Genomic DNA, 19,894 nt, shown 5'->3' with positions numbered 1-19,894 from the left:
AGGCCAAAATGGCCGTATGCGGCATCCAAACCCCAAACCATATCGACGCCACCGCGCGCACCAGAGCCCACAATGGCAGAGACTTCGACAACCTCACCATACGCCGTAAGAGCCACCTCGGGGCCGGTTTCTATCACGCCCGAAACGTGATTGCTGGCGGCATTGCCCGCCCATCCCGCAATGCGCACGTTGGGCAAATTGCCCGAAATTGCCTTGATCCGCGCGGTGATCCGTAGATACATCCCCGGCAACAACGGCGTCTCGCCCGTGTAGCGCAGCTTGGTCACTGTCGTTTGCTTGGTGATTTCAATCGCGCCGCCAAAATCACCGTCCGCAGGGACAAACGCGGCATTGCCAACGCTATCATATGTGATGGACCCTGGCGTCCCGTCCTCGGTGGACCAAACGTCCAATCCGTTTGCAAATGCTGGCGGCATTAGCGCCAATCCGTCTGTAATGGCCTTGTTCATCCGAACCCCTTTCGCATCCAAAAGGCACCATGACGTCTGACGCCCACAGCAATGCCATGACCTTCAGAGCACATGTCCTAAGATGAAAAACAGATAACGGATCGAGTTTACTCCACCCTTATACAGGCGTGCGGCGCAAAGGCGTTTGGCGCAACACTTAGACTGCGGCGTCAGGCATCTCCACGGGGCGCACCCCGTTGATTTTCCAACCCGCCTCAGTCTCGATCATATCGTATTCGAACGCCTGCGTGGCTCCGGTGTCGTCGGTGATCACGACCACTTGCTGTACCTGACCATCGCGCGTTGTCCGGCCTGAAAACCGTGCATCCGAGTTGTTCCAGATCGGCGCATATCCCATCTCGACCATCGCCGCAAAATTGCGCGGATCACGCATTTGCCGTTGAATCATCGGACTGGCCTGTTCCCACGCCGTGCCAATATCGCGCGCGATAAAGGCGTCGAGTTGTCGCTCGATCACATCCGTGACCGCATCGGCAAGCGCCGAAAACGGAACAACGGCCATGACAATGGCTGCAAAGAGATTTCGGTTGACCATATGAAAAACCCTCCGTGTGCTACATGAGTTACGTAGCGCTACGAAGGGTTGGATCAAACTTACACGGTATTCGACGTGCCCACAGGGGTTAGGATAACTCGCCCGCCAGACCTTTTTCGATCAGCGCAATACTGTCCTCAACGCCGTAAAGCGCCATGAACGAGCCGAACCGTGGGCCTTGGGATTGCCCCAAAAGCACCTCATAGAGCGCTTTGAACCACTCGCGTAAATTGGAAAATTCGTGGTTCGTTCCCACCGCAAACACAATCGTTTGCAAGAAATCACCATCGGCAAAATTCACCTCGGGCAAAGCGTCCTGTGAGCCAACCGCAGCGTTCTTTTTGGCAATCTCCGCCGAAGCCGCCTCAGGGGATTTAAGGGCCGCAGCCAGATCAACCATCGCGGCGCGCTCCGCATCCGTGGGCGCACGAAACGTCTTTTCGGGTTTCACAAAATCATTGTAATAGCGCACCGCATAGCCCGCCGCCGCATCCAGTTGCGGGTTGGCCTCGGGCGAGGCATCAGGCGCGTAACGTCGAATGTAACCCCAAAGCTGATCTTTCTCCGCCGCCCCTGCAACAGACGCCAGATTGAGCAACATCGAGAACGGCACGACCATATCGGACACCGGCACATCCGCGCCGTGGATGTGGTAGACGGGATTGGCCACTTGCTGCGCCACGTCTTGTGTCGGATAGGCCCGCAATTGCTGATGATACTCGTCCATCGCGCGCGGGATCACATCGAAATGCATCCGTTTCGCGGTCTTTGGCTTTTGGAACATGAAATAGCTCAGGCTCTCGGTCGAGGCATAAGACAGCCACTCGTCGATCGACAATCCATTGCCCTTGGTCTTTGAAATCTTCTCACCCGCGCTGTCGAGGAACAGCTCATAGGTGTAATTCTCGGGACGCTGACCGCCCAAGATATCGCAGATGCGGCCATAGATCGGCGCGTTGGTCGAGTGATCTTTACCAAACATCTCGAAATCAACACCAAGTGCCGCCCAGCGCGCGCCAAAATCAGGCTTCCACTGCAATTTCACATTGCCGCCCGTCACGGGCAGGGTCCATTCGCGGCCATCTTCGTCGTCAAACGTGATGGTGTAATCGTCGCGGTTCACCGACTTCATCGGCACATACAACACGCGGCCCGTCTCGGGATGGATCGGCAGGAAAATCGAATAGGTCGCCGCGCGCTCGTCGCGCAAGGACTTCAACATCACCTTCATCACGTCATCGTATTTGTCGACCGCGCGTTTGAGCACCTCATCGAACTTGCCCGATTTGTAATACTCAGTCGCGGAATAAAACTCGTAGTCGAACCCGAACGTGTCGAGGAACCGTTTGAGCATATCGTTGTTATGATCGCCAAAACTCGCATGCGTCCCAAACGGATCGGGCACAGATGTCAGCGGCTTTTGCGCGTGCTCGGCCAACATCTCTTGGTTCGGGACGTTCGATGGCACTTTGCGCATCCCGTCCATGTCATCGGAGAAACAGATAAGACGCGTTGGCACATCCGACAGAACTTCGAACGCGCGGCGGATCATCGTCGTGCGCAACACTTCGCCAAATGTCCCCAAGTGCGGCAAACCCGATGGGCCATACCCCGTCTCAAAGAGCACATAGCCCTTTTTATCCTTGGATTGCTCATACCGTGTGAGAACTTTGCGGGCCTCTTCAAAGGGCCACGCTTTCGAGTTCATACCAGCGTCACGCAGGTCAGACATATCAAGCAATCCTTGTTTCTTTCGCGAGACACCCCCGCAAGGGTCGGTTCCTATTGCTCCAACCCGCACTCGTCAATAATGTCTAACGGCAATCGACCTACAAAGGACCAAAATTATGGCTGATCTCCCGCATTCCCTCACGCCCCAAGACTGTTTGGTGGCCACCATGATCGCCGTGTCCTTATCTGACGAGAACATGCGCACCTCGGAACTTGTGACAATTGAAACCATCGTCAACCACATGCCCGTGTTTGCCAACTTCGATCCCGACCGCATCAAAACCGTGTCGTCCGTAGTCTTTGACCTGTTCGGCGAAGAGGACGGTTTAGACGCGCTCTTCGGTCTGATCCGTGAAAACCTACCCGAGCCGCTCTTTGAAACCGCCTATGCTCTGGCCTGTGATGTCGCCGCCGCAGACGGTCATACCTATGAGGCAGAATTGCAAATGCTGGCCGAAATTCGCTATGAATTGGCGATTGACCGGTTGCACGCGGCCGCGATCGAACGTGGCGCACGCGCCCGCTATGCGACCTTGCCAAACGAATAACGCGGGCCGCCGCTCAACTCGCGTAGAACATGCCCCATCGGGCCAAGAGTTGCTTTTGTAGCTTTTTGGCCGATGAATTGAACGTCTTGGCCCCGCGCGGCACTTCGTCACCCGCCGCCTTGGCGCGCGCACGTGCGGGTAAATCCGCCGCAAAAATCGCAAACGCCATACGCCGCCCATCCGGTCCCGTCACATATCCCGCCAAGGTCGACACGAAATCAAGCGTCCCTGTCTTGGCAAACACACGCACGGGATGATCCGGATCAACCTTTTTGCCCGTGGCATCGGGCATCGCGATAGATTTCAACAGCGGACCGATCAATGGCTCTATGCCACGCGCCGCAAACAACCGCACCATATCGGAGGTCGACACATGACTCGCCCCGCCCAACCCCGAGTGATCGACCAATGACAAATGCCGCATGCCAAGCCGCGCCTCGGCCCATTCATTCATCGCCGCAGCCGAGGATTTGAGCGTAACGGCCTCCGCCCCCCGCGCCCCCACCCGTGCCAATGTCGCCGATAACCCTAAAACCTCTGCCGTCAGGTTGGTCGAGTACAATAACATCTCTTTGACCATCTGCGCCAAAGGTGGGCTTTTATGTGTGGCAATTTGATTTCCTGTGGGCTTGCCCCCTGCCCGTTCGGCCTTGGGCAACGCAATCCCGTTTTGACGCGCCACCGCCTGAAACACTTCGCCCGCATAGAGCGCAGGCAAGCGGACCGGCAACCACCGCGCCCCACCGTTGCCAAGCGCCGACCGCGCCACGCTCCATTCATCGCGTCCCTGCCCCGCGTCCCAATCGAACACAGGCAAGTCACGCGGCGCAATCCGCATGGATGCAATGCGCACATCAGGCGCATAGCGCTCGGCGCGGGCATCCATTTTAACCGTGTAATCCGCCCCCGAGCGTTTCCATTCAAAATGCACGCGGTTGTAGTTCACGTTTAGGCCCGTGATGGTTGGGTTATAGCCCGCATACTCTGTTTGTTGGTCGTCGATCTGCTCAATCCGTGGCAATGCGCCATCCCAGATCAGGAACCGCCCCGTAACACCCGTGATCCCCGCCGCTCTCACGTTCGCGGCCAAACCCGCGAGCATATCCGTGTCCAATGTCGGATCGCCGCCGCCCACCAGAATGAGATCGCCCTGAATTTTGCCCGCGTCCACCGGCCCTGTCGCATAGACCCGCGTTTCAAACGTGAACCCCGCGCCAAGCGTTTCGAGCGCATAAATCGATGTCACGGCCTTGGCAACGGACGCAGGTGGCAGACGCAAAACGGGGTGGCGCGCCTCCAACATCTCACCCGTAGCGGCATCCGCCAAAGCGAACGAGACTTGCCCGGAAAGACCTGACGCCGCAATCAACGCCTCGGAACTGGCGATCGCCCGTTTGTGAAAGCCCGCAGGACGCGGACGGGGAAATGGCGAGGAGAACGACACAGCCGCGCTGTCTTGTCCCAGCGCTGCGCCTGCAACGCCGCCCAAAAGCAGGCCTAGGGCCGCACGGCGGCTTACCGATTTTGATCGCAACTCGTACATGAGCGCGAGTTAACCGAGCGCCCACACAAAGGACAAGACCCTTTAGTGTGTCACGCGCGCGGCCACTCGCCCGCATCGCGAATACGTGTTGAGGAGGCATCACTCATCGCGACATTGATAAAGCACCACGATGGCGCACCGTGACGCCCCAAAAGCCGCGAGGCCCGCGCTGGTAATTTGGCATGTGCATAGGTCTGCGCCGCCACCGAATTGCGCGCAGCCCCCCGTGCACCGGGACGCGCAATCACACCGACGGGTGTTGTCGCCATAATGCCGCGCCAATCCTGCCAGTGGTGAAATTGCGCAAGATTATCTGCACCCATCAGCCACACGAACGTCACATCAGGATATAGCGCGCGTAACGCATCAAGCGTGGCCGCCGTGTACCGCGTGCCCGTATGTGTTTCGATGTCCGTCACCGTGACACGGGGATGATCCATCACCATCCGCGCCCGCGTCAAACGTCTGTCCATCGGCGCAGGTCCACGGTCCTTCAACGGGTTCGCAGGCGTCACCAGCCACCACACCGCATCCAATCCAAACCGCTTGAGTGCTGCGCGCGTAATATGGACATGCCCCTCATGGGCCGGATCAAACGATCCGCCAAGAAGGCCGATAACCTGACCACGGCGGGCCTGTGGGATTTGGTAGCGGTTCATAGACTGAGGGTTTGGCGCTGGATCACAGGGGAGTCAACGGGGAGGTTGATCTACAACCGGCGCGCTCTTAGGGTTCTCAGGTGGTTAATGAGGATTTGAAATGTATTTTAGTAAATTTGTAGGTATCGCCCTCGCGCTCGTTTTAGGGCCATTGAGTGCCCACGGTGAAACGGTGACGGGCGAATTGACCGCCGACAATCACTTCATGATTAACCTAAGCTACGGCAGCGGCAACACCAGCACGGTTGTGCAAACACTAGGGGGCTGGACATCGGTCGAAGACATCAGTTTCGACATTGATACGGCGCGTCTGGGAACATGCTCGGTACAGATTTTGGCATGGGACAACCCGCAATCCATGGTCAATCGCGCGGGCGGCCTGATCGGATACCTAACAGGAAACGCAGGCACCGTTGCAACGGGAAGCTCGATCATAACCCTCCATGAGACAGGGCAATCGGCAAGCGGCTTTGCAACATTGACGACCAGTGACTTTGAAACATGGATCGCAGCATCAACAAACCCCGCAACCTCCGTCCTGCCTATGCTCGTGCCGCCAAACCCTACATCTCCGTGGGTGCCGCTCTCATTTTCAAACCCTCCGTCCAACTTGACGTGGATTTGGGATCGCCCATTCCCACTGTTTGGCAACGATGAGATTCTCAGCTTTGTCATTCCGTGTGCCGCGCTCGTCACCGACACCCCCCCGACCCCGTTCGACGAAGATCACTTTTCTTGCTACAAGCCGATTAAACTCCAAGAGCCAAGTGAAAAGGTTGAATTGAAAATTGAGGATCAATTCGGCGAAGGCACCATTGTACTGGGCGACCCTGTGCTCCACTGCAACCCCTCTAGGAAACGCCACAACGGCGCCGAATTTGGCATTGAAAACAAAGAACGGCACCTTGTTTGCTACGAGATCATCAAACAATCTCCCGTCTATCCACCTGCCGTCGAGATCGAAAACCAAATAGGAACGAGCATCTACGCCTTCGATCAAGACCGCGAGATGTTTTGCGTTCCCTCATCCAAAGAGGAAATGTAGCGCGCCCACCCTTTCCCTGACGCGCCCCACAGGTTAAACCACCCCCCAAACCCACATTTCCTCCAACGGAGCGCATTCTCATGGCAGCCAATAAATTCGTCTACTTCATGGACGGCGTCACCAAAGCCTATCCGGGCGGCAAGAAGGTGTTTGAAAACATCCGCCTCAACTTCCTCCCCGGTGTGAAAATCGGTGTGGTCGGCGTCAACGGCACGGGTAAATCCACGCTGATGCGGATCATGGCCGGTCAGGACAAGGATTTCCAAGGCGAGGCATGGGCCGCCGAGGGCGCAAAGGTCGGCTACCTGCCGCAAGAACCCGAACTTGACCCCTCCCTCGATGTGCGCGGCAACGTCATGCTTGGCGTGGCCGAAAAGAAAGCCATCCTTGACCGCTACAACGAATTGGCGATGAACTACTCCGACGAGACCGCCGACGAGATGGCCGCCCTCCAAGATCAGATCGACGCCGAGAACCTATGGGATCTCGACAGCCAGATCGACGTGTCGATGGAGGCGCTGCGCTGTCCCGCCGATGACGCCGATGTCACGTCCCTTTCGGGTGGTGAGAAACGCCGCGTGGCCCTGTGCAAACTGCTGCTCGAAGCCCCCGACATGTTGCTCCTCGATGAGCCGACCAACCACCTCGACGCCGAAACCATCGCATGGCTTCAACAGCACCTGATCGAGTACAAAGGCACCATCCTGATCGTCACCCACGACCGTTACTTCCTCGACGACATCACCGGTTGGATTCTCGAACTCGACCGCGGCGCGGGCATCCCCTACGAGGGCAACTACACCGCTTGGCTAGAGCAAAAAGCCAAACGCCTGTCGCAAGAATCCCGCGAGGACAAGTCCAAGCAAAAGACCCTCGAGCGCGAACTCGAATGGATCCGTCAGGGCGCCAAAGCCCGCCAAGCCAAACAAAAGGCCCGCATCAACGCCTATAACGAACTGGCCGGACAGTCCGAACGCGAAAAAGTCGGCCGAGCCCAGATCGTCATCCCCAACGGTCCGCGCCTCGGCAATAAAGTGATCGAAGTCAAAGGCTTGAAAAAAGCCATGGGCGACAAGCTCCTGATCGAAGACCTCGAGTTTTCCCTGCCTCCGGGCGGCATCGTCGGCGTGATCGGTCCCAACGGCGCGGGTAAATCGACCCTGTTCAAGATGTTCACGGGCGAGGAAGCCCCTGACGCGGGCACCATTGAGTACGGCGATACCGTCAAACTGTCCTACGTCGATCAGTCCCGCGACGACCTCGACCCCAACGCCAATGTGTTCGAGGCCATTTCGGACGGCCAAGACATCATCAAACTGGGCGATGCCGAGGTCAACGGCCGCGCCTATTGCTCCACCTTCAACTTCAAAGGTGGCGATCAACAAAAGAAAGTCGGCATCCTGTCAGGCGGCGAACGCAACCGCGTCCACATGGCCCGCTTGCTGCGCTCTGGCGGTAACGTCCTCTTGCTCGATGAGCCGACCAACGACCTCGACGTCGAAACCCTGCGCGCCTTGGAAGACGCACTAACGGACTTCGCCGGTTGCGCCGTGGTCATCTCCCACGACCGCTTCTTCCTCGACCGCATCTGCACCCACATCCTCGCGTTTGAGGGCGATGCACACGTGGAATGGTTCGAAGGCAACTTTGAAGACTACGAAGAAGACAAGAAGCGGCGTCTGGGACCAGATGCACTTGAACCCAAACGTCTGAAATACAAAAAATTTAGTCGCTAAGGCGACTGAACTTTTTGTATTTCCATTTGGGTTCAAGCAGTGCGAGGCAGCGGGGCTTGCAAAGCAAACCCGCGTTCGCACCCCGTGGAGCATGGGCGGGGCAGTATAGGAAGTTTAGTCGATGAGCCTCGAAACCAAAAATATCGAACTCTCGAATGCGATTAAAAAAGCTTTCAAAAGTAAAAGAAAGCATCCATGCCTTGCCACGGACGAGGCCCGTATACGATGTTCAAAAACGGCAATTGGATCGCATACCATACAAAAGGGTGCGGGCCTCAAAGCCATTGCCGAAAACGGACACGTTTACCAAGTCCAAGCGGGTTCAATCTCTAAAAACAATGGATCTCGGACAGATTTCCACAAAGTTGGACATAATTTGGCGTCTGTTTTTAGCGGTTTTTGTGCGGAGCATGACAACGGGATATTTCAAGAACTTGAACGTGAAACAGGCGATATTGGTTCGTTTGACATGCGCCTCTTAGGCTACCGCACAATATGCATGGAACTATTCAAAAAAGAGCGGACAATTCAAATTTTTAACGAGCCTAGGGTGCGAAAGCTGATCGAAGAACTAGGCGCACAACGGCAACGCAACGGATTTATATCAGGCACGCGACTGGCCATTGCTGATCTAAATCGCCAAAAAAACGCCTACGAAGCTTACTTTTCCGGCGATCGCAGCGTGCCATTTTATGCAAGCTATTTTGAGATGGACCGCGACCTGCCGTTCTCGTTCGCAAGTGGTTTCGCGCCGGAGTATGATTTCGTGGGCAACTTTCTGTTACCACCCCCAGACCAACCATGGGGCAGCGGAACCGTCTATGTCGGACGGGTAAAAGGTCGACCAATTGCTAGCTTTCAACTACTGGACACAACCAAACACCACAATGTAGCTCAGTTTTTCCATTCACAGCACAGCCTCGATATGAGGCGGGTAGGGGGATTGTTTTTCCAGTTCGCCATCGAATACTCGGAAAATGCTTTCTTCAAAATGTCTTGGATCGATAACATGCTCCCTGAGCTGAAGGCAGATTTCCTCACGCGATTTCGAAACGGAACTCCGGGAGTGCCCAACCGAAACAAAGCAAGCATTTCCAGCCAAGCTGACATCGTTAGAGTTGCAGCAAAAGAGTTCCATCAATTCCCCCCCCGCGACTGACCCGAGGGTGGGTGCGTGAAACGCGCCCTCCCGTCGCACCTAAGGTGCGCAGAGTCTAGGCGGCATGCCTTTGGCATGACGGGGAGGGTCGCTCGACTTCTCGCACGTTGCTTCGCAACATGCTGCCAGCCCTACGCTTGGCTCCGCCAAGCAACGGCGTCAAAGATGCAAGCATCTTTGAAAGAAAGCCGAACATCCGCAATCGCGCCCTCCCGTCTCACCACACATCCGCCCCCCAATCACTTCGCCAATCGCCACGCCTCCATCGCGTCATCGTCCGTTCCGCCGCGCGCCAAGGCCGCATTATATGCCGCGTATTTGCGGGCGGTGAGGTTGACCCCAAAGATTTGCATTTGCGCGTAGGTGCCCAAAATATGGTTGATGCGCGCTTGGTAGCCCTCTCCTTGTGCGCGGAAAAATTTTGCGATGCTCTCATCAAGGCGCAGTGTTATTTTCACCTTGGCCTCCACAAGGTCGATATCTTGTTCAAGGGTGCTCCATGCCTGTGGCACGATCTGGGCCACGTCCCAATCCAGCGGGTCCATCTCGCCCAGACGTGCGGCGTGTTTTTGCAATCGCTCAAGAGCGATGCGTTTGGTTTTTGTCAGTTTCGGGTCGAAACGACTAAGCGGGGGGGTGTATCCAAATCGAGCCATGCACCCATCATGGCGCAGCGGTGTTAAAACGTGCTAACCGGGGCGTGCGCAGGGTCCGACGAAAGGCCGACGAGACGCCGACGGGACGCCGACCCGCATTTGAGCAAAAAATCGCCCCAACACAGATGCCGCGCGATTTCACTATGCAAACGTCGAGAATCCTGTCATATGGACGGTGCTACGTTATCTCTATCGACCCTTCTGTTCTCCTTCAAAGGCTACAGTCATCGATCGACCACTGACTAAGCCAAGCCGCTGCAATACCGTGAGCGGCACACAATCTAGGAGACACACGATGGCTAATGGCACCGTGAAATGGTTCAACTCTACTAAAGGTTTCGGCTTCATCGAGCCAGAAGGCGGCAACAAAGACGTGTTCGTTCACATCTCTGCTGTTGAGCGCTCTGGCCTCACAGGTCTTGCTGATGGCGCGAAAGTTACTTTCGACATCGAAGCTGGCCGTGACGGTCGCGAATCCGCAGTGAACCTCTCACTCGCATAAGCGTTTAGAGCGTCAAAGCTCAACGTTTTCAAAGAATTAGAAACGCCCGCGGGATTTGGTCTCGCGGGCGTTTTTCTATGTGCTGACGGGACAGTGTTGGGGATGCGGCACGCCGGTCGTTGCTATTTCTTTTTGACGAATTCGGTGAGGATCACGATCCGTTGGCCCTCAACGCGCCCCTCGATGTGGCCCGCATTGTCAGACACCAACGAGATGCCGCGAACGGCCGTGCCACGTTTCGCCGTAAACCCGCCGCCCTTGACGGGCAGGTCTTTGACCAACACAACCGTATCGCCCGACGATAACACCGCGCCGTTGCTGTCGCGGTGAATGATCTCTGGCCCCGCCGCCTTGGCCCACTCGTCGACCTCTGGCTCAAGGTACAACATATCAAGCGCATCAGACGCCCAACCCTCATCGCTGTGCCGCGTCAACAACCGCCACGACACCACCTTAACCGCATCCCTTTCGGACCACATGGACGTGGCCAAAACCTGCCAATGGCCATCAGGCACTGCTTCGCCTTTTAGGCCGCCAGCACAGGTCTCACACAGCTCAACGGTATCGGTTTTGGGGACCACAGCGACACTGGACATATCACCGGTCGCACCACATATTTCACATTCGGACATCATGCTCTCCCACTGTTTGCGCGGACCGTAAGACCTGTGACATAGTCGAGCAAGCGACAAACCGCCATTTCAAATCAAATCGTGTTCCGCCCCACTGGAATCCCATATCAAAACTCATCATAATTGCCGCGCGTCCCCTCTTGGACGTAGGAGTGGGAAAACCTTGAATATCGTAAAATCCATTTTGTTATCTTGTGTTTGCCTCACGTACGCACATGCGACCAATGCGTTTGAGTTGCGCATTGATGTCGATGCCGAGGACACGCTCGCCGTCGCTGTGCGCAGCGCGTCAGCCATCGCAACCGCAAGCGCAGAGTCTGTCACCGCCACGGATGAAATCATTGCGGCTGTCCAAGCGGACTATCGCAATATCCTCGGCGCATTGTACCGCGCGGGGTATTACGGCCCCACCATTTCGATACAGGTCGACGGGCGCGAAGGGGCGTCACTTTCATTGATTTCACTACCGCCAAAGGTCGAAACTGTTGTGGTTTCTGTCACGTCTGGTCCGCGTTTTTCATTCGGAGATACGCAGGTCTCTCCGCTTGCTGCAGGCACGCTGCTGCCCCCCGCGTTTTCGCGCGGCTCACCCGCCCTCGCCCCTTTGGTCGGCACGGCAAAGGACGCGGCCATAGACGCATGGCGTGAGGCGTCCCATGCCAAGGCCGCCCTTAAAAGTCAGTCGATTGTCGCAAACCATCCGAAGAGCGAACTGGATGTCGCACTGAGCGTTGACCCCGGTCCCGCCGTCACATTCGGCACACTTGCGGTTGAGGGCGACAGCGCGGTTCCTGCACGGCGTATCCGCAAAATCGCAGGCCTTCCCGAGGGCGCGGCATTCACACCTGAGTATGTCGATCTGGCCGCCCGCCGCCTCCAACGCACAGGCACCTTTCGCTCTGTCACATTGCGAGAGGCTGATGAGCTAAACGCCGATAACAGCCTCGACATCACAGCCACAGTTGTTGACGAAAAGGATAACCGCATCGGCTACGGAGCGGAGATTTCATCCCTTGAGGGCGCAACACTGTCGAGCTACTGGATCGATCGTAACCTCACCCATGACGCGGACCGCCTACGCATCGACGCCGAGATCGCGGGCTTGGGGGGAAGCACGGGCATTGATTACAGTTTGGGCGCATCCTACCGTCGTCCCGCAACGTTTAACCCGAAATACACCGCACTCTTGAATGCCTCTGTCGCACGTTTGGACGAGCCTGATTATCGCTCGGACACAGGCGAATTTACGTTTGGTGTCGACGTCGAAGCGTCGCGAAGCTCGGAGGTGTCAGCCTCGCTCGGATATCGGTATTCCGACGTGACGGATGCTTTGGGATCGCGCAAATTCAATCACATCATTGTGCCACTCAATGGCGCGCGCGACACACGCGACAATCGTCTCGACCCCAAGGGCGGCACGTATTTAAATGCCGAAATCATGCCGTTCTTTGGTGTCAACGGTTCAGCGTCAGGCACCCATATCGTCGTGGATGGGCGCACCTATTTCACCTTTGGCGAGACGGACGGCGTCACCTTAGCAGCACGTGCTCAAATCGGGTCGGTCATCGGGGCGCAGTTGGCGCAAACCCCGCCAGACTTATTGTTCTTTTCGGGCGGCGGCGGCACCGTTCGCGGGCAACCCTATCACGCACTTGGCGTACCTGTCGGTACAGACACCACAGGCGGGACAAGTTTCATCGGCCTCTCTGGCGAGCTGCGTGCGAAGATCACAAACAAAATAGGCTTGGTCGGGTTTTACGACCTTGGCGCAATTGGCGCGGATGCTCTACCTGCATCAAACGCTGACTGGCACGCAGGGGCCGGATTGGGGTTTCGATATAACACCGGATTTGGTCCAATTCGCGTCGATGTCGCCGCCCCTGTTTCTGGCGATACGGGCGAAGGCATTCAACTTTACGTTGGGATCGGCCAAGCGTTTTGACCCGTTTCATCCTCATATGCGCCTGCGCCGCCCTTCCGCTTGCGGCCATGGCCCAAGACGACGATGCCGTAACGCGGGACCGTTCACTGATCCAAGGTTTTTTGGAAGACAACCTATCCGGTGCGGGTCGCGACATTCGCATTGAGGGGTTTCGTGGTGCATTGTCATCGCAAGCAAAACTTGATGAATTGACGATCGCAGACGACGATGGGATTTGGTTCACGCTGCGCGATGCCGTGCTGGATTGGGACCGTGCGGCGTTGCTGCGCGGGCGCGTCGATATCAACCAGATTTCCGCCGGCGAAATCATCATTGCCCGCTTGCCAAGCACAGATCCAAAAGCACCCTCTCCCGAGGCTACGCCCTTTTCGTTGCCCGAGTTGCCCGTCTCAATCTCGATTGATGCAATAGAGGCCGAACGCGTGTCATTGGGCGCACCTGTGTTGCGCATTGGCACGCAGGTTGATCTATCCATCTCGGGGACGATGCAATTGGCCGATGGCTCAGGGATGGCCACCTTGGACATCGCGCGCCTGAACGGACCGGCGGGCGCATTCAATGTCGATGTGTCCTATACAAACGCGACCGAACAGCTCGATCTCGATCTGGCGCTCACCGAAGGCAACGGCGGCCTCATCGCCACCCTGTCCAATTTAGCCGGCTCACCCGACCTCGCATTGACCGCCGCAGGCTCCGGCCCCCTCGACGCATTTGTCACGGACATCACACTGGCCACACAGGGCCAAGAGCGCCTCAACGGGTCCATCGCCCTCAAAGCCGAACCATCCCAAGACGAGGGGGCACCGTCAGCACGCCGGTTTGTGGCCGATTTATCGGGCGATCTCACACCCCTTTTCGCGTCCGACTATTCCGAGTTTTTTGGGTCATCAAGCCGCCTGGAGGCGCGTGGGATTTCATATCCGGACGGGCAATTTGATCTCGAACAGTTTGGATTGTCGACACAAGCACTCTCCCTGACTGGCGCACTCAACGTGGCCTCTGATGGGCTACCCTCCGCATTTGCGCTGTCTGGCACCTTGGCCACCCCTACGGGACGCGCGACGCTTTTACCCCTCACGGGCACACGCACCTTTGTGGACAAGGCACAGATCGTCGCAAGCTATGATGCCCGCGCAGGGGATGCATGGTCAGCACGTGCCACTCTTGACGGGTTTGCACGCGATCAACTCAAAATATCTCGCGTCGAGGTTGATGGAAGTGGTACGATCGAGCGCACACCACAAGCCGATGTATCGACCTTTTTACGCGCCATTGCCGCAAACGTTGCGGTGGCCGTCACAGGATTTCAGACGGACAACAGCGCGCTCCAAGAGGCTATTGGCGATAGCCTAAGCGGGGCTGCCACTCTTGCGTGGCAAGAGGGCGACCCGCTCATTATTGATCGCCTCGACATCACAACGGGCGCGACCGAATTTTACGCCTCGGGCAGTGTGGGTCGATTTGAAAGCGGGTTTGAATACAACGGCGGCCTTGTCCTAGACACCCCACGACTGGCACGGTTCGCGGCACTGTCGGGCCTTGCGTTGAGCGGCGCCACCGAAGTCTCCGCATCGGGTCGTATTGTACCTCTGGCAGGGGCGTTTGACGTCTTTGTCGAAGGGACAGGATATGATCTCGCCGTTGGCGTGCCCCAAGCTGATGCTCTTTTGGGCGGCACCAGCCGGTTTGAATTGACGGCCAAACGCGACGAAACAGGCCTCACGCTAGAGGGTGCCGAACTCGACACGCCCGCGTTAAGTGCGCGCGCCTCGGGCACAGTTGCCACGCAAGCGGGCGACATCACCGCGCGCATATCTTTGGATGATGTGGCGCGCCTGAACACCGGACTGTCCGGGCCGTTAACGATAGATGCGACGATGAAACACAGTGGTGCGACAACGCCGTGGACCACCCGCGCTGATCTGGTCGGACCTGGAGGCGCGACTGCGCGTGTTGCAGGCAGCATTGTCCAAGATTTCAAAACAGCCAACCTGTCCATTGCTGGGCGCGCGCCGCTTGGACTTGCCAACACATTCACCACCGCCGCGTTGGTACAGGGCACTGCCGCCTTTGATCTGGCGCTCTCGGGACCATTGACCCTGAATGCCCTCTCTGGACAAATCAATATTACGGACGGCACGCGGATTGTGTTGCCAGACGCAGGATTGATCTTAACCCTCTCGCCCTCACGCATTGATTTGGCGCGCAGCCAAGCCGCCCTAAATATTTCTCTCTCTCCCGAGCAGGGCGGAACACTCACCGCCACAGGAACCGTTGGACTAACAAGGGGCCTGCGCGCAAACCTATCCACGACATTCACGAATTTCGCCCTCGAGGATCCCAACCTCTACTCAACTTCCCTGAACGGGACATTGACCTTGCGCGGTCCGCTCGTCGCTACGCCGACTCTCGCGGGGACACTCACATTGGGCGAAACAGAGATACAAGTCGCCCCCTCTGCGTTGGGCGCAGGCGGAGAGATTCCCGAAATTGTGCACATCAAGGCGTCTACGTCAGTACAGGCAACACGCGTCCGTGCGGGCGTGGTCAGCACGGGTAAAAAAGGTGAAGGGACTTCAACCGTGGGCCTAAACCTAACCGTGCGCGCCCCAAATCAGGTCTATATTCGCGGGCGCGGCCTTGATGCCGAATTGGGCGGTCAATTGTCGTTGCGCGGCACAACCGCAGATATCATTCCCGTAGGCCAGTTCACATTGGTGCGCGGACGCCTCTCCATCTTGGGAAAACGCATTGATCTTGATGAAGGGGAGTTGGCGGTCAGTGGGGATATAGATCCAACATTCCGCTTGGTCGGCGCGACCTCAACGGATGATCTCACCATACAAATCATCACCCAAGGCCGTATTTCCGCGCCTGAGCTGACCCTCACATCCTCGCCCGAGTTACCGGACGAAGAGATTTTGTCACAGCTTTTGTTTGGCCGCGCCCTGACTGAAATTTCTGCCCTTCAAGCCGCGCAAATGGCCGCAGCCGTCGCCACCTTAACGGGGGGCGGGGGAGATTTGTCTGGCTCAATTCGTAAGAGTTTTGGCCTTGATGATATCGACCTGACGACCTCTGAAAATGGCGATGCGGCGCTCAAAGTCGGCAAATACCTGAGCGAAAAAATTTACACCGATGTGACCATCGACAGTTCCGGAAAATCCGAAATCAACCTGAACCTAGACGCCTCGAAAAACGTCACCGTCAAAGGATCACTGTCGACCGATGGCAACACGAGTCTCGGTGTGTTCTTTGAGAAAGACTACTAAGGGTTGGACGATTACACGCGCCCTAACTAAGGGCGCGGTAATTTTGCGCTTTGCTCGACAAACGCAATGATATCTTTGGCGGGGCGCGCACCCGCAAGCCGCGCAATCTCTTTGCCGCCTTGATACAAAATCAACGCAGGGATGCCACGAATACCGTTTTTGGCGGATACGCTTGGATACTCTTCGGTGTTGATTTTCGCAAAACGTGCGCGACCTTTGAGTGCCTGTTCGGCCTTTGAAAACTCGGGGGCCATTTGACGACACGGACCGCACCACGGTGCCCAGAAATCGACAATCACCGCCAGCTCGTCTTTCTTGGAAATTGCCGCAAGCGCCTTGGGATCCAATTCCGCAACCTTACCTGACACAAGCGGCTCACCGCAGGTGCCGCATTTTGGGCCAGAACCGAGCTTGCCCAAAGGCACACGGTTCATCTGTCCACATGTAGTACACGCAAGCTTCACAGCATCTTTTTCAAGGGCAGCAGTCATAGCAACCTCCATTCACATTCCATCACTTGAATAAGTGAGACGCGCAGCTGCAAAATTCAAGGCCCCGCACCTTTCGGGCGGGGCCTTTTGATCATTCAGCGGCTTCGATGTAACTCTCAACTGGAGGACACGAGCAGATCAGATTTCGGTCGCCATACGCATTGTCGACACGGCCAACAGGTGGCCAGTATTTATCAACGCGGAACGAGCCGGGCGGGAAACACGCCTGTTCGCGGCTATAGGGTCGATCCCATTCGGCGACCAAATCGTTGACCGTGTGCGGCGCGTGAACAAGCGGGTTGTTGTCGCGCGGCAAATCGCCGGCCTCGATTGCCGCCAACTCGGAGCGAATAGAGAGCATCGCTTCGATAAACCGGTCCAGCTCAGCCTTTGTCTCGGACTCGGTCGGCTCAATCATCAACGTGCCTGACACGGGCCAAGACATAGTTGGCGCGTGGAAACCGCTGTCCATCAACCGCTTGGCAATATCGTCAACACCCGTTCCAGTGGCCTCGTTAATGGCGCGCGGGTCAATGATGCACTCATGCGCCACGCGACCTTGCTTGCCTTTGAACAGCACAGGGAAGGCAGGCTCAAGGCGCGCCGCCATATAGTTCGCGTTCAAAATGGCGACTTTTGTCGCTTGCGTAAGGCCCTCCCCCCCCATGAGCATGCAATAGGCCCATGAGATTGGTAAAATGGATGCGGAGCCAAAGTTCGCGGCAGATACCGGTCCGGTCGCACCGCCGCCCAAAGGATCACCAGGCAAGAACCGTGCGAGGTGGCTTTTGACGCCAATCGGCCCCATGCCCGGACCACCACCGCCATGCGGTATGCAGAACGTCTTGTGCAAATTGAGGTGGCTCACATCCGATCCGATTTCACCGGGTTTTGCTAGACCGACGAGGGCGTTGAGGTTCGCACCATCGAGATAGACCTGCCCCCCAAATTCATGGGTGATGTCACAGACGTCTTTCACCGTTTCCTCGAACACGCCGTGGGTCGAGGGATATGTGATCATACAGGCTGCAAGCTTGTCACCCGCGGCTTCGGCCTTGGCCCGAAAGTCCTCAACATCAATGTCGCCATTTGCGGCAGATTTCACCACCACAACCTGCATCCCACACATCTGCGCAGAGGCGGGGTTCGTGCCATGCGCGGAGACCGGAATCAGGCAGATATTACGCTCACCCTGCCCGTTTGCACGGTGGTACGCCATAATGGTCAAAAGGCCCGCATATTCACCCTGCGCGCCCGAATTAGGCTGCATCGACATGGCATCATACCCTGTGATCTCACACAATTTGGCGTTTAGGTCGTCGATCATTTCGACATATCCCTGCGACTGATCGACAGGCGCATAGGGGTGCATCGCGTTGAATTCCGGCCATGTGACGGGCATCATTTCCACAGCGGCGTTCAGCTTCATCGTGCAAGATCCAAGCGGGATCATCGCGCGATCAAGGGCGAGATCGCGATCGGCCAAGCGGCGCATATAGCGCATCATTTCACCTTCGGCGCGGTTCATGCCAAAGATCGGGTGGGTCAAATAATCGCTGGTCCGCACCAACGTGTCCGGAATGCCCAAAGCCGTGGGAGCCTCATCCGCTTTGGCCTCGTGACCAAAGGCGCGCCACACTTTTTCGATAATCGCGGGGCCGGTCATTTCATCGACCGCAATGCCAATACGATCCTTGCCGATTTTGCGCAGGTTGACGCCCTCGGCCACGGCAGAGCGCAAAATGACCCCCTGCATCGCACCGACATTGACCGTGATCGTATCAAAGAACGCCGTGGGTGCTACATCGAACCCTTCGGCCTTTAGACCCTGCGCCAAGCGGACGGCATTAAAATGGATGCGCTCGCCGATTGCACGTAGGCCAGATGGGCCATGAAAAACGGCATAAAACGACGCCATCACAGCCAGCAACGCCTGTGCCGTACACACGTTGGATGTCGCTTTTTCACGACGAATATGTTGCTCGCGCGTTTGTAGGCTCAGGCGGTAGGCCCGCTCGCCACGGCTGTCGATGGACACACCGACGATCCGACCGGGCATCGCGCGTTTGATCGCATCCGCACAGGACATAAACGCCGCATGCGGGCCACCAAAGCCCATAGGAACGCCAAACCGTTGCGACGATCCAACCGCAATATCAGCCCCCATAGCACCGGGATCTTTAAGCATCGTCAGTGCCATAAGATCAGTCGCCATGATCGCAATGGCTTTTGTGCCGTGCAGCGCCGTAATGTGGGATGTGAAGTCACGCACCTCACCAAAGGTTCCCGGATATTGAAAAATCGCGCCGAACACTTTGGTCGCGTCCAGATCATCAGGATTGCCCACAATCACATCAATACCCAATGGGGCAGCGCGGGTTTTCATCACTTCAATGTTTTGCGGATGACAGTTTTCGTCAATAAAGAAACGCGTCATCTTTGATTTGGAGACGCGCTGCGCCATCGTCATGGCCTCTGCGCAGGCCGTTGCCTCATCAAGCAAAGATGCGTTGGCGACGGGCAAACCCGTCATATCGCAGACCATCGTTTGATAGTTGAGCAAAGCCTCGAGGCGCCCCTGCGCGATCTCGGGTTGGTACGGCGTGTAGGCCGTATACCACGCAGGGTTTTCCAGAATATTGCGTTGGATCGCGGGGGGCGTGGCAGTGCCGTAGTACCCCTGACCAATCAGCGAGGTCATGACCGTGTTACGCCCTGCGACTTCACGCATATGATCGAGAACCTCATGTTCCGTCATTGGATCCCATGTCAAAGGCTCCAACTGGCGGATCGACATCGGAACTGTCTCGTCAATCAAGGTATCAAGAGACGCCGCACCAATTGCCTTGAGCATCTCGGCCATCTCGGCGGGAGACGGGCCAATGTGGCGGCGATTGGCGAAGTCGTATGGGTTATAAGTCGAGGGCGTGTAGGTCACGGGCAGCAATCCTT

Annotated in this window: 15 protein-coding genes and 1 pseudogene; 7 read left to right on the top strand and 9 right to left on the bottom strand. The window is 56.9% G+C overall.

The annotated features are described in order from the left end of the window. The 3 genes and pseudogenes from ACTG34_RS03440 to ACTG34_RS03430 form a co-directional block, all read right to left on the bottom strand. Positions 1-470 (bottom strand): annotated as a pseudogene (locus ACTG34_RS03440) (right-handed parallel beta-helix repeat-containing protein); the annotation flags it as partial. Between the two features lie 157 nt (positions 471-627). Next, entirely contained in the window at positions 628-1,026 is a 399-nt protein-coding gene (locus ACTG34_RS03435; protein WP_439103618.1) for a DUF4864 domain-containing protein, read from the bottom strand. Between the two features lie 88 nt (positions 1,027-1,114). After that, on the bottom strand, positions 1,115-2,758 hold the full coding sequence (locus tag ACTG34_RS03430; protein ID WP_439103617.1) for a lysine--tRNA ligase: 1,644 nt from the start codon (positions 2,756-2,758) through the stop codon (positions 1,115-1,117). A gap of 115 nt (positions 2,759-2,873) precedes the next feature. Between ACTG34_RS03430 and ACTG34_RS03425 the strand changes: the two genes are divergently transcribed. Next, positions 2,874-3,305, top strand: coding sequence for a tellurite resistance TerB family protein (locus ACTG34_RS03425; protein ID WP_062220037.1), 432 nt, complete (start codon positions 2,874-2,876; stop codon positions 3,303-3,305). Between the two features lie 13 nt (positions 3,306-3,318). Here the strand turns inward: ACTG34_RS03425 and dacB are convergent, their stop codons facing one another. Beyond that, positions 3,319-4,848 (bottom strand): D-alanyl-D-alanine carboxypeptidase/D-alanyl-D-alanine endopeptidase, encoded by a 1,530-nt coding sequence (gene dacB / locus ACTG34_RS03420; protein ID WP_439103616.1) that lies wholly within the window; start codon positions 4,846-4,848, stop codon positions 3,319-3,321. Between the two features lie 50 nt (positions 4,849-4,898). Then, positions 4,899-5,507 (bottom strand): nicotinate-nucleotide adenylyltransferase, encoded by a 609-nt coding sequence (locus tag ACTG34_RS03415; protein ID WP_439103615.1) that lies wholly within the window; start codon positions 5,505-5,507, stop codon positions 4,899-4,901. Between the two features lie 100 nt (positions 5,508-5,607). Here ACTG34_RS03415 and ACTG34_RS03410 point away from each other — a divergent pair, with 100 nt between their 5' ends. From ACTG34_RS03410 to ACTG34_RS03400, 3 genes are all read left to right on the top strand, one after another. After that, on the top strand, positions 5,608-6,552 hold the full coding sequence (locus ACTG34_RS03410; RefSeq protein WP_439103614.1) for a DUF7450 family protein: 945 nt from the start codon (positions 5,608-5,610) through the stop codon (positions 6,550-6,552). Between the two features lie 80 nt (positions 6,553-6,632). Beyond that, positions 6,633-8,288: an energy-dependent translational throttle protein EttA gene (ettA, locus tag ACTG34_RS03405; protein WP_439103613.1), complete on the top strand. Its 1,656-nt coding sequence runs from the start codon at positions 6,633-6,635 to the stop codon at positions 8,286-8,288. A gap of 121 nt (positions 8,289-8,409) precedes the next feature. After that, positions 8,410-9,447: a hypothetical protein gene (locus tag ACTG34_RS03400; protein WP_439103612.1), complete on the top strand. Its 1,038-nt coding sequence runs from the start codon at positions 8,410-8,412 to the stop codon at positions 9,445-9,447. A gap of 239 nt (positions 9,448-9,686) precedes the next feature. On the opposite strand, the gene ACTG34_RS03395 is transcribed toward ACTG34_RS03400, so the two are convergent. Beyond that, a complete protein-coding gene (locus ACTG34_RS03395; RefSeq protein ID WP_062220051.1) occupies positions 9,687-10,103 on the bottom strand; it encodes a BrnA antitoxin family protein in 417 nt (138 codons plus the stop codon). Between the two features lie 295 nt (positions 10,104-10,398). Here ACTG34_RS03395 and ACTG34_RS03390 point away from each other — a divergent pair, with 295 nt between their 5' ends. Next, positions 10,399-10,605 (top strand): cold-shock protein, encoded by a 207-nt coding sequence (locus ACTG34_RS03390; RefSeq protein ID WP_062220053.1) that lies wholly within the window; start codon positions 10,399-10,401, stop codon positions 10,603-10,605. Between the two features lie 122 nt (positions 10,606-10,727). Here the strand turns inward: ACTG34_RS03390 and ACTG34_RS03385 are convergent, their stop codons facing one another. Further along, positions 10,728-11,237, bottom strand: a complete 510-nt coding sequence (locus tag ACTG34_RS03385) for a PhnA domain-containing protein (RefSeq protein WP_439103611.1) — start codon at positions 11,235-11,237, stop codon at positions 10,728-10,730. Between the two features lie 163 nt (positions 11,238-11,400). Between ACTG34_RS03385 and ACTG34_RS03380 the strand changes: the two genes are divergently transcribed. Beyond that, on the top strand, positions 11,401-13,179 hold the full coding sequence (locus ACTG34_RS03380) for an autotransporter assembly complex protein TamA (protein ID WP_439103610.1): 1,779 nt from the start codon (positions 11,401-11,403) through the stop codon (positions 13,177-13,179). Further along, positions 13,176-16,451, top strand: a complete 3,276-nt coding sequence (locus tag ACTG34_RS03375; protein ID WP_439103609.1) for a translocation/assembly module TamB domain-containing protein — start codon at positions 13,176-13,178, stop codon at positions 16,449-16,451. The genes ACTG34_RS03380 and ACTG34_RS03375 overlap by 4 nt, the downstream gene beginning before the upstream one ends. 26 nt (positions 16,452-16,477) lie before the next feature. Here ACTG34_RS03375 and trxC read toward each other — a convergent pair whose 3' ends face one another. Together trxC and gcvP are read right to left on the bottom strand one after the other, a co-directional pair. Next, positions 16,478-16,942 carry a thioredoxin TrxC gene (trxC, locus tag ACTG34_RS03370; RefSeq protein ID WP_439103608.1) on the bottom strand — a complete coding sequence of 155 codons (465 nt, stop codon included), beginning with the start codon at positions 16,940-16,942 and terminating at the stop codon, positions 16,478-16,480. 91 nt (positions 16,943-17,033) lie between these two features. Beyond that, positions 17,034-19,880 carry an aminomethyl-transferring glycine dehydrogenase gene (gcvP, locus tag ACTG34_RS03365; RefSeq protein WP_439103607.1) on the bottom strand — a complete coding sequence of 949 codons (2,847 nt, stop codon included), beginning with the start codon at positions 19,878-19,880 and terminating at the stop codon, positions 17,034-17,036. Between the last annotated feature and the right edge of the window lie 14 nt (positions 19,881-19,894).

The organism is Celeribacter marinus (assembly GCF_965656515.1).
Classification (GTDB): Bacteria; Pseudomonadota; Alphaproteobacteria; order Rhodobacterales; family Rhodobacteraceae; genus Celeribacter; species Celeribacter marinus_D.
This window is presented reverse-complemented; position numbering and strand designations above follow the sequence as displayed.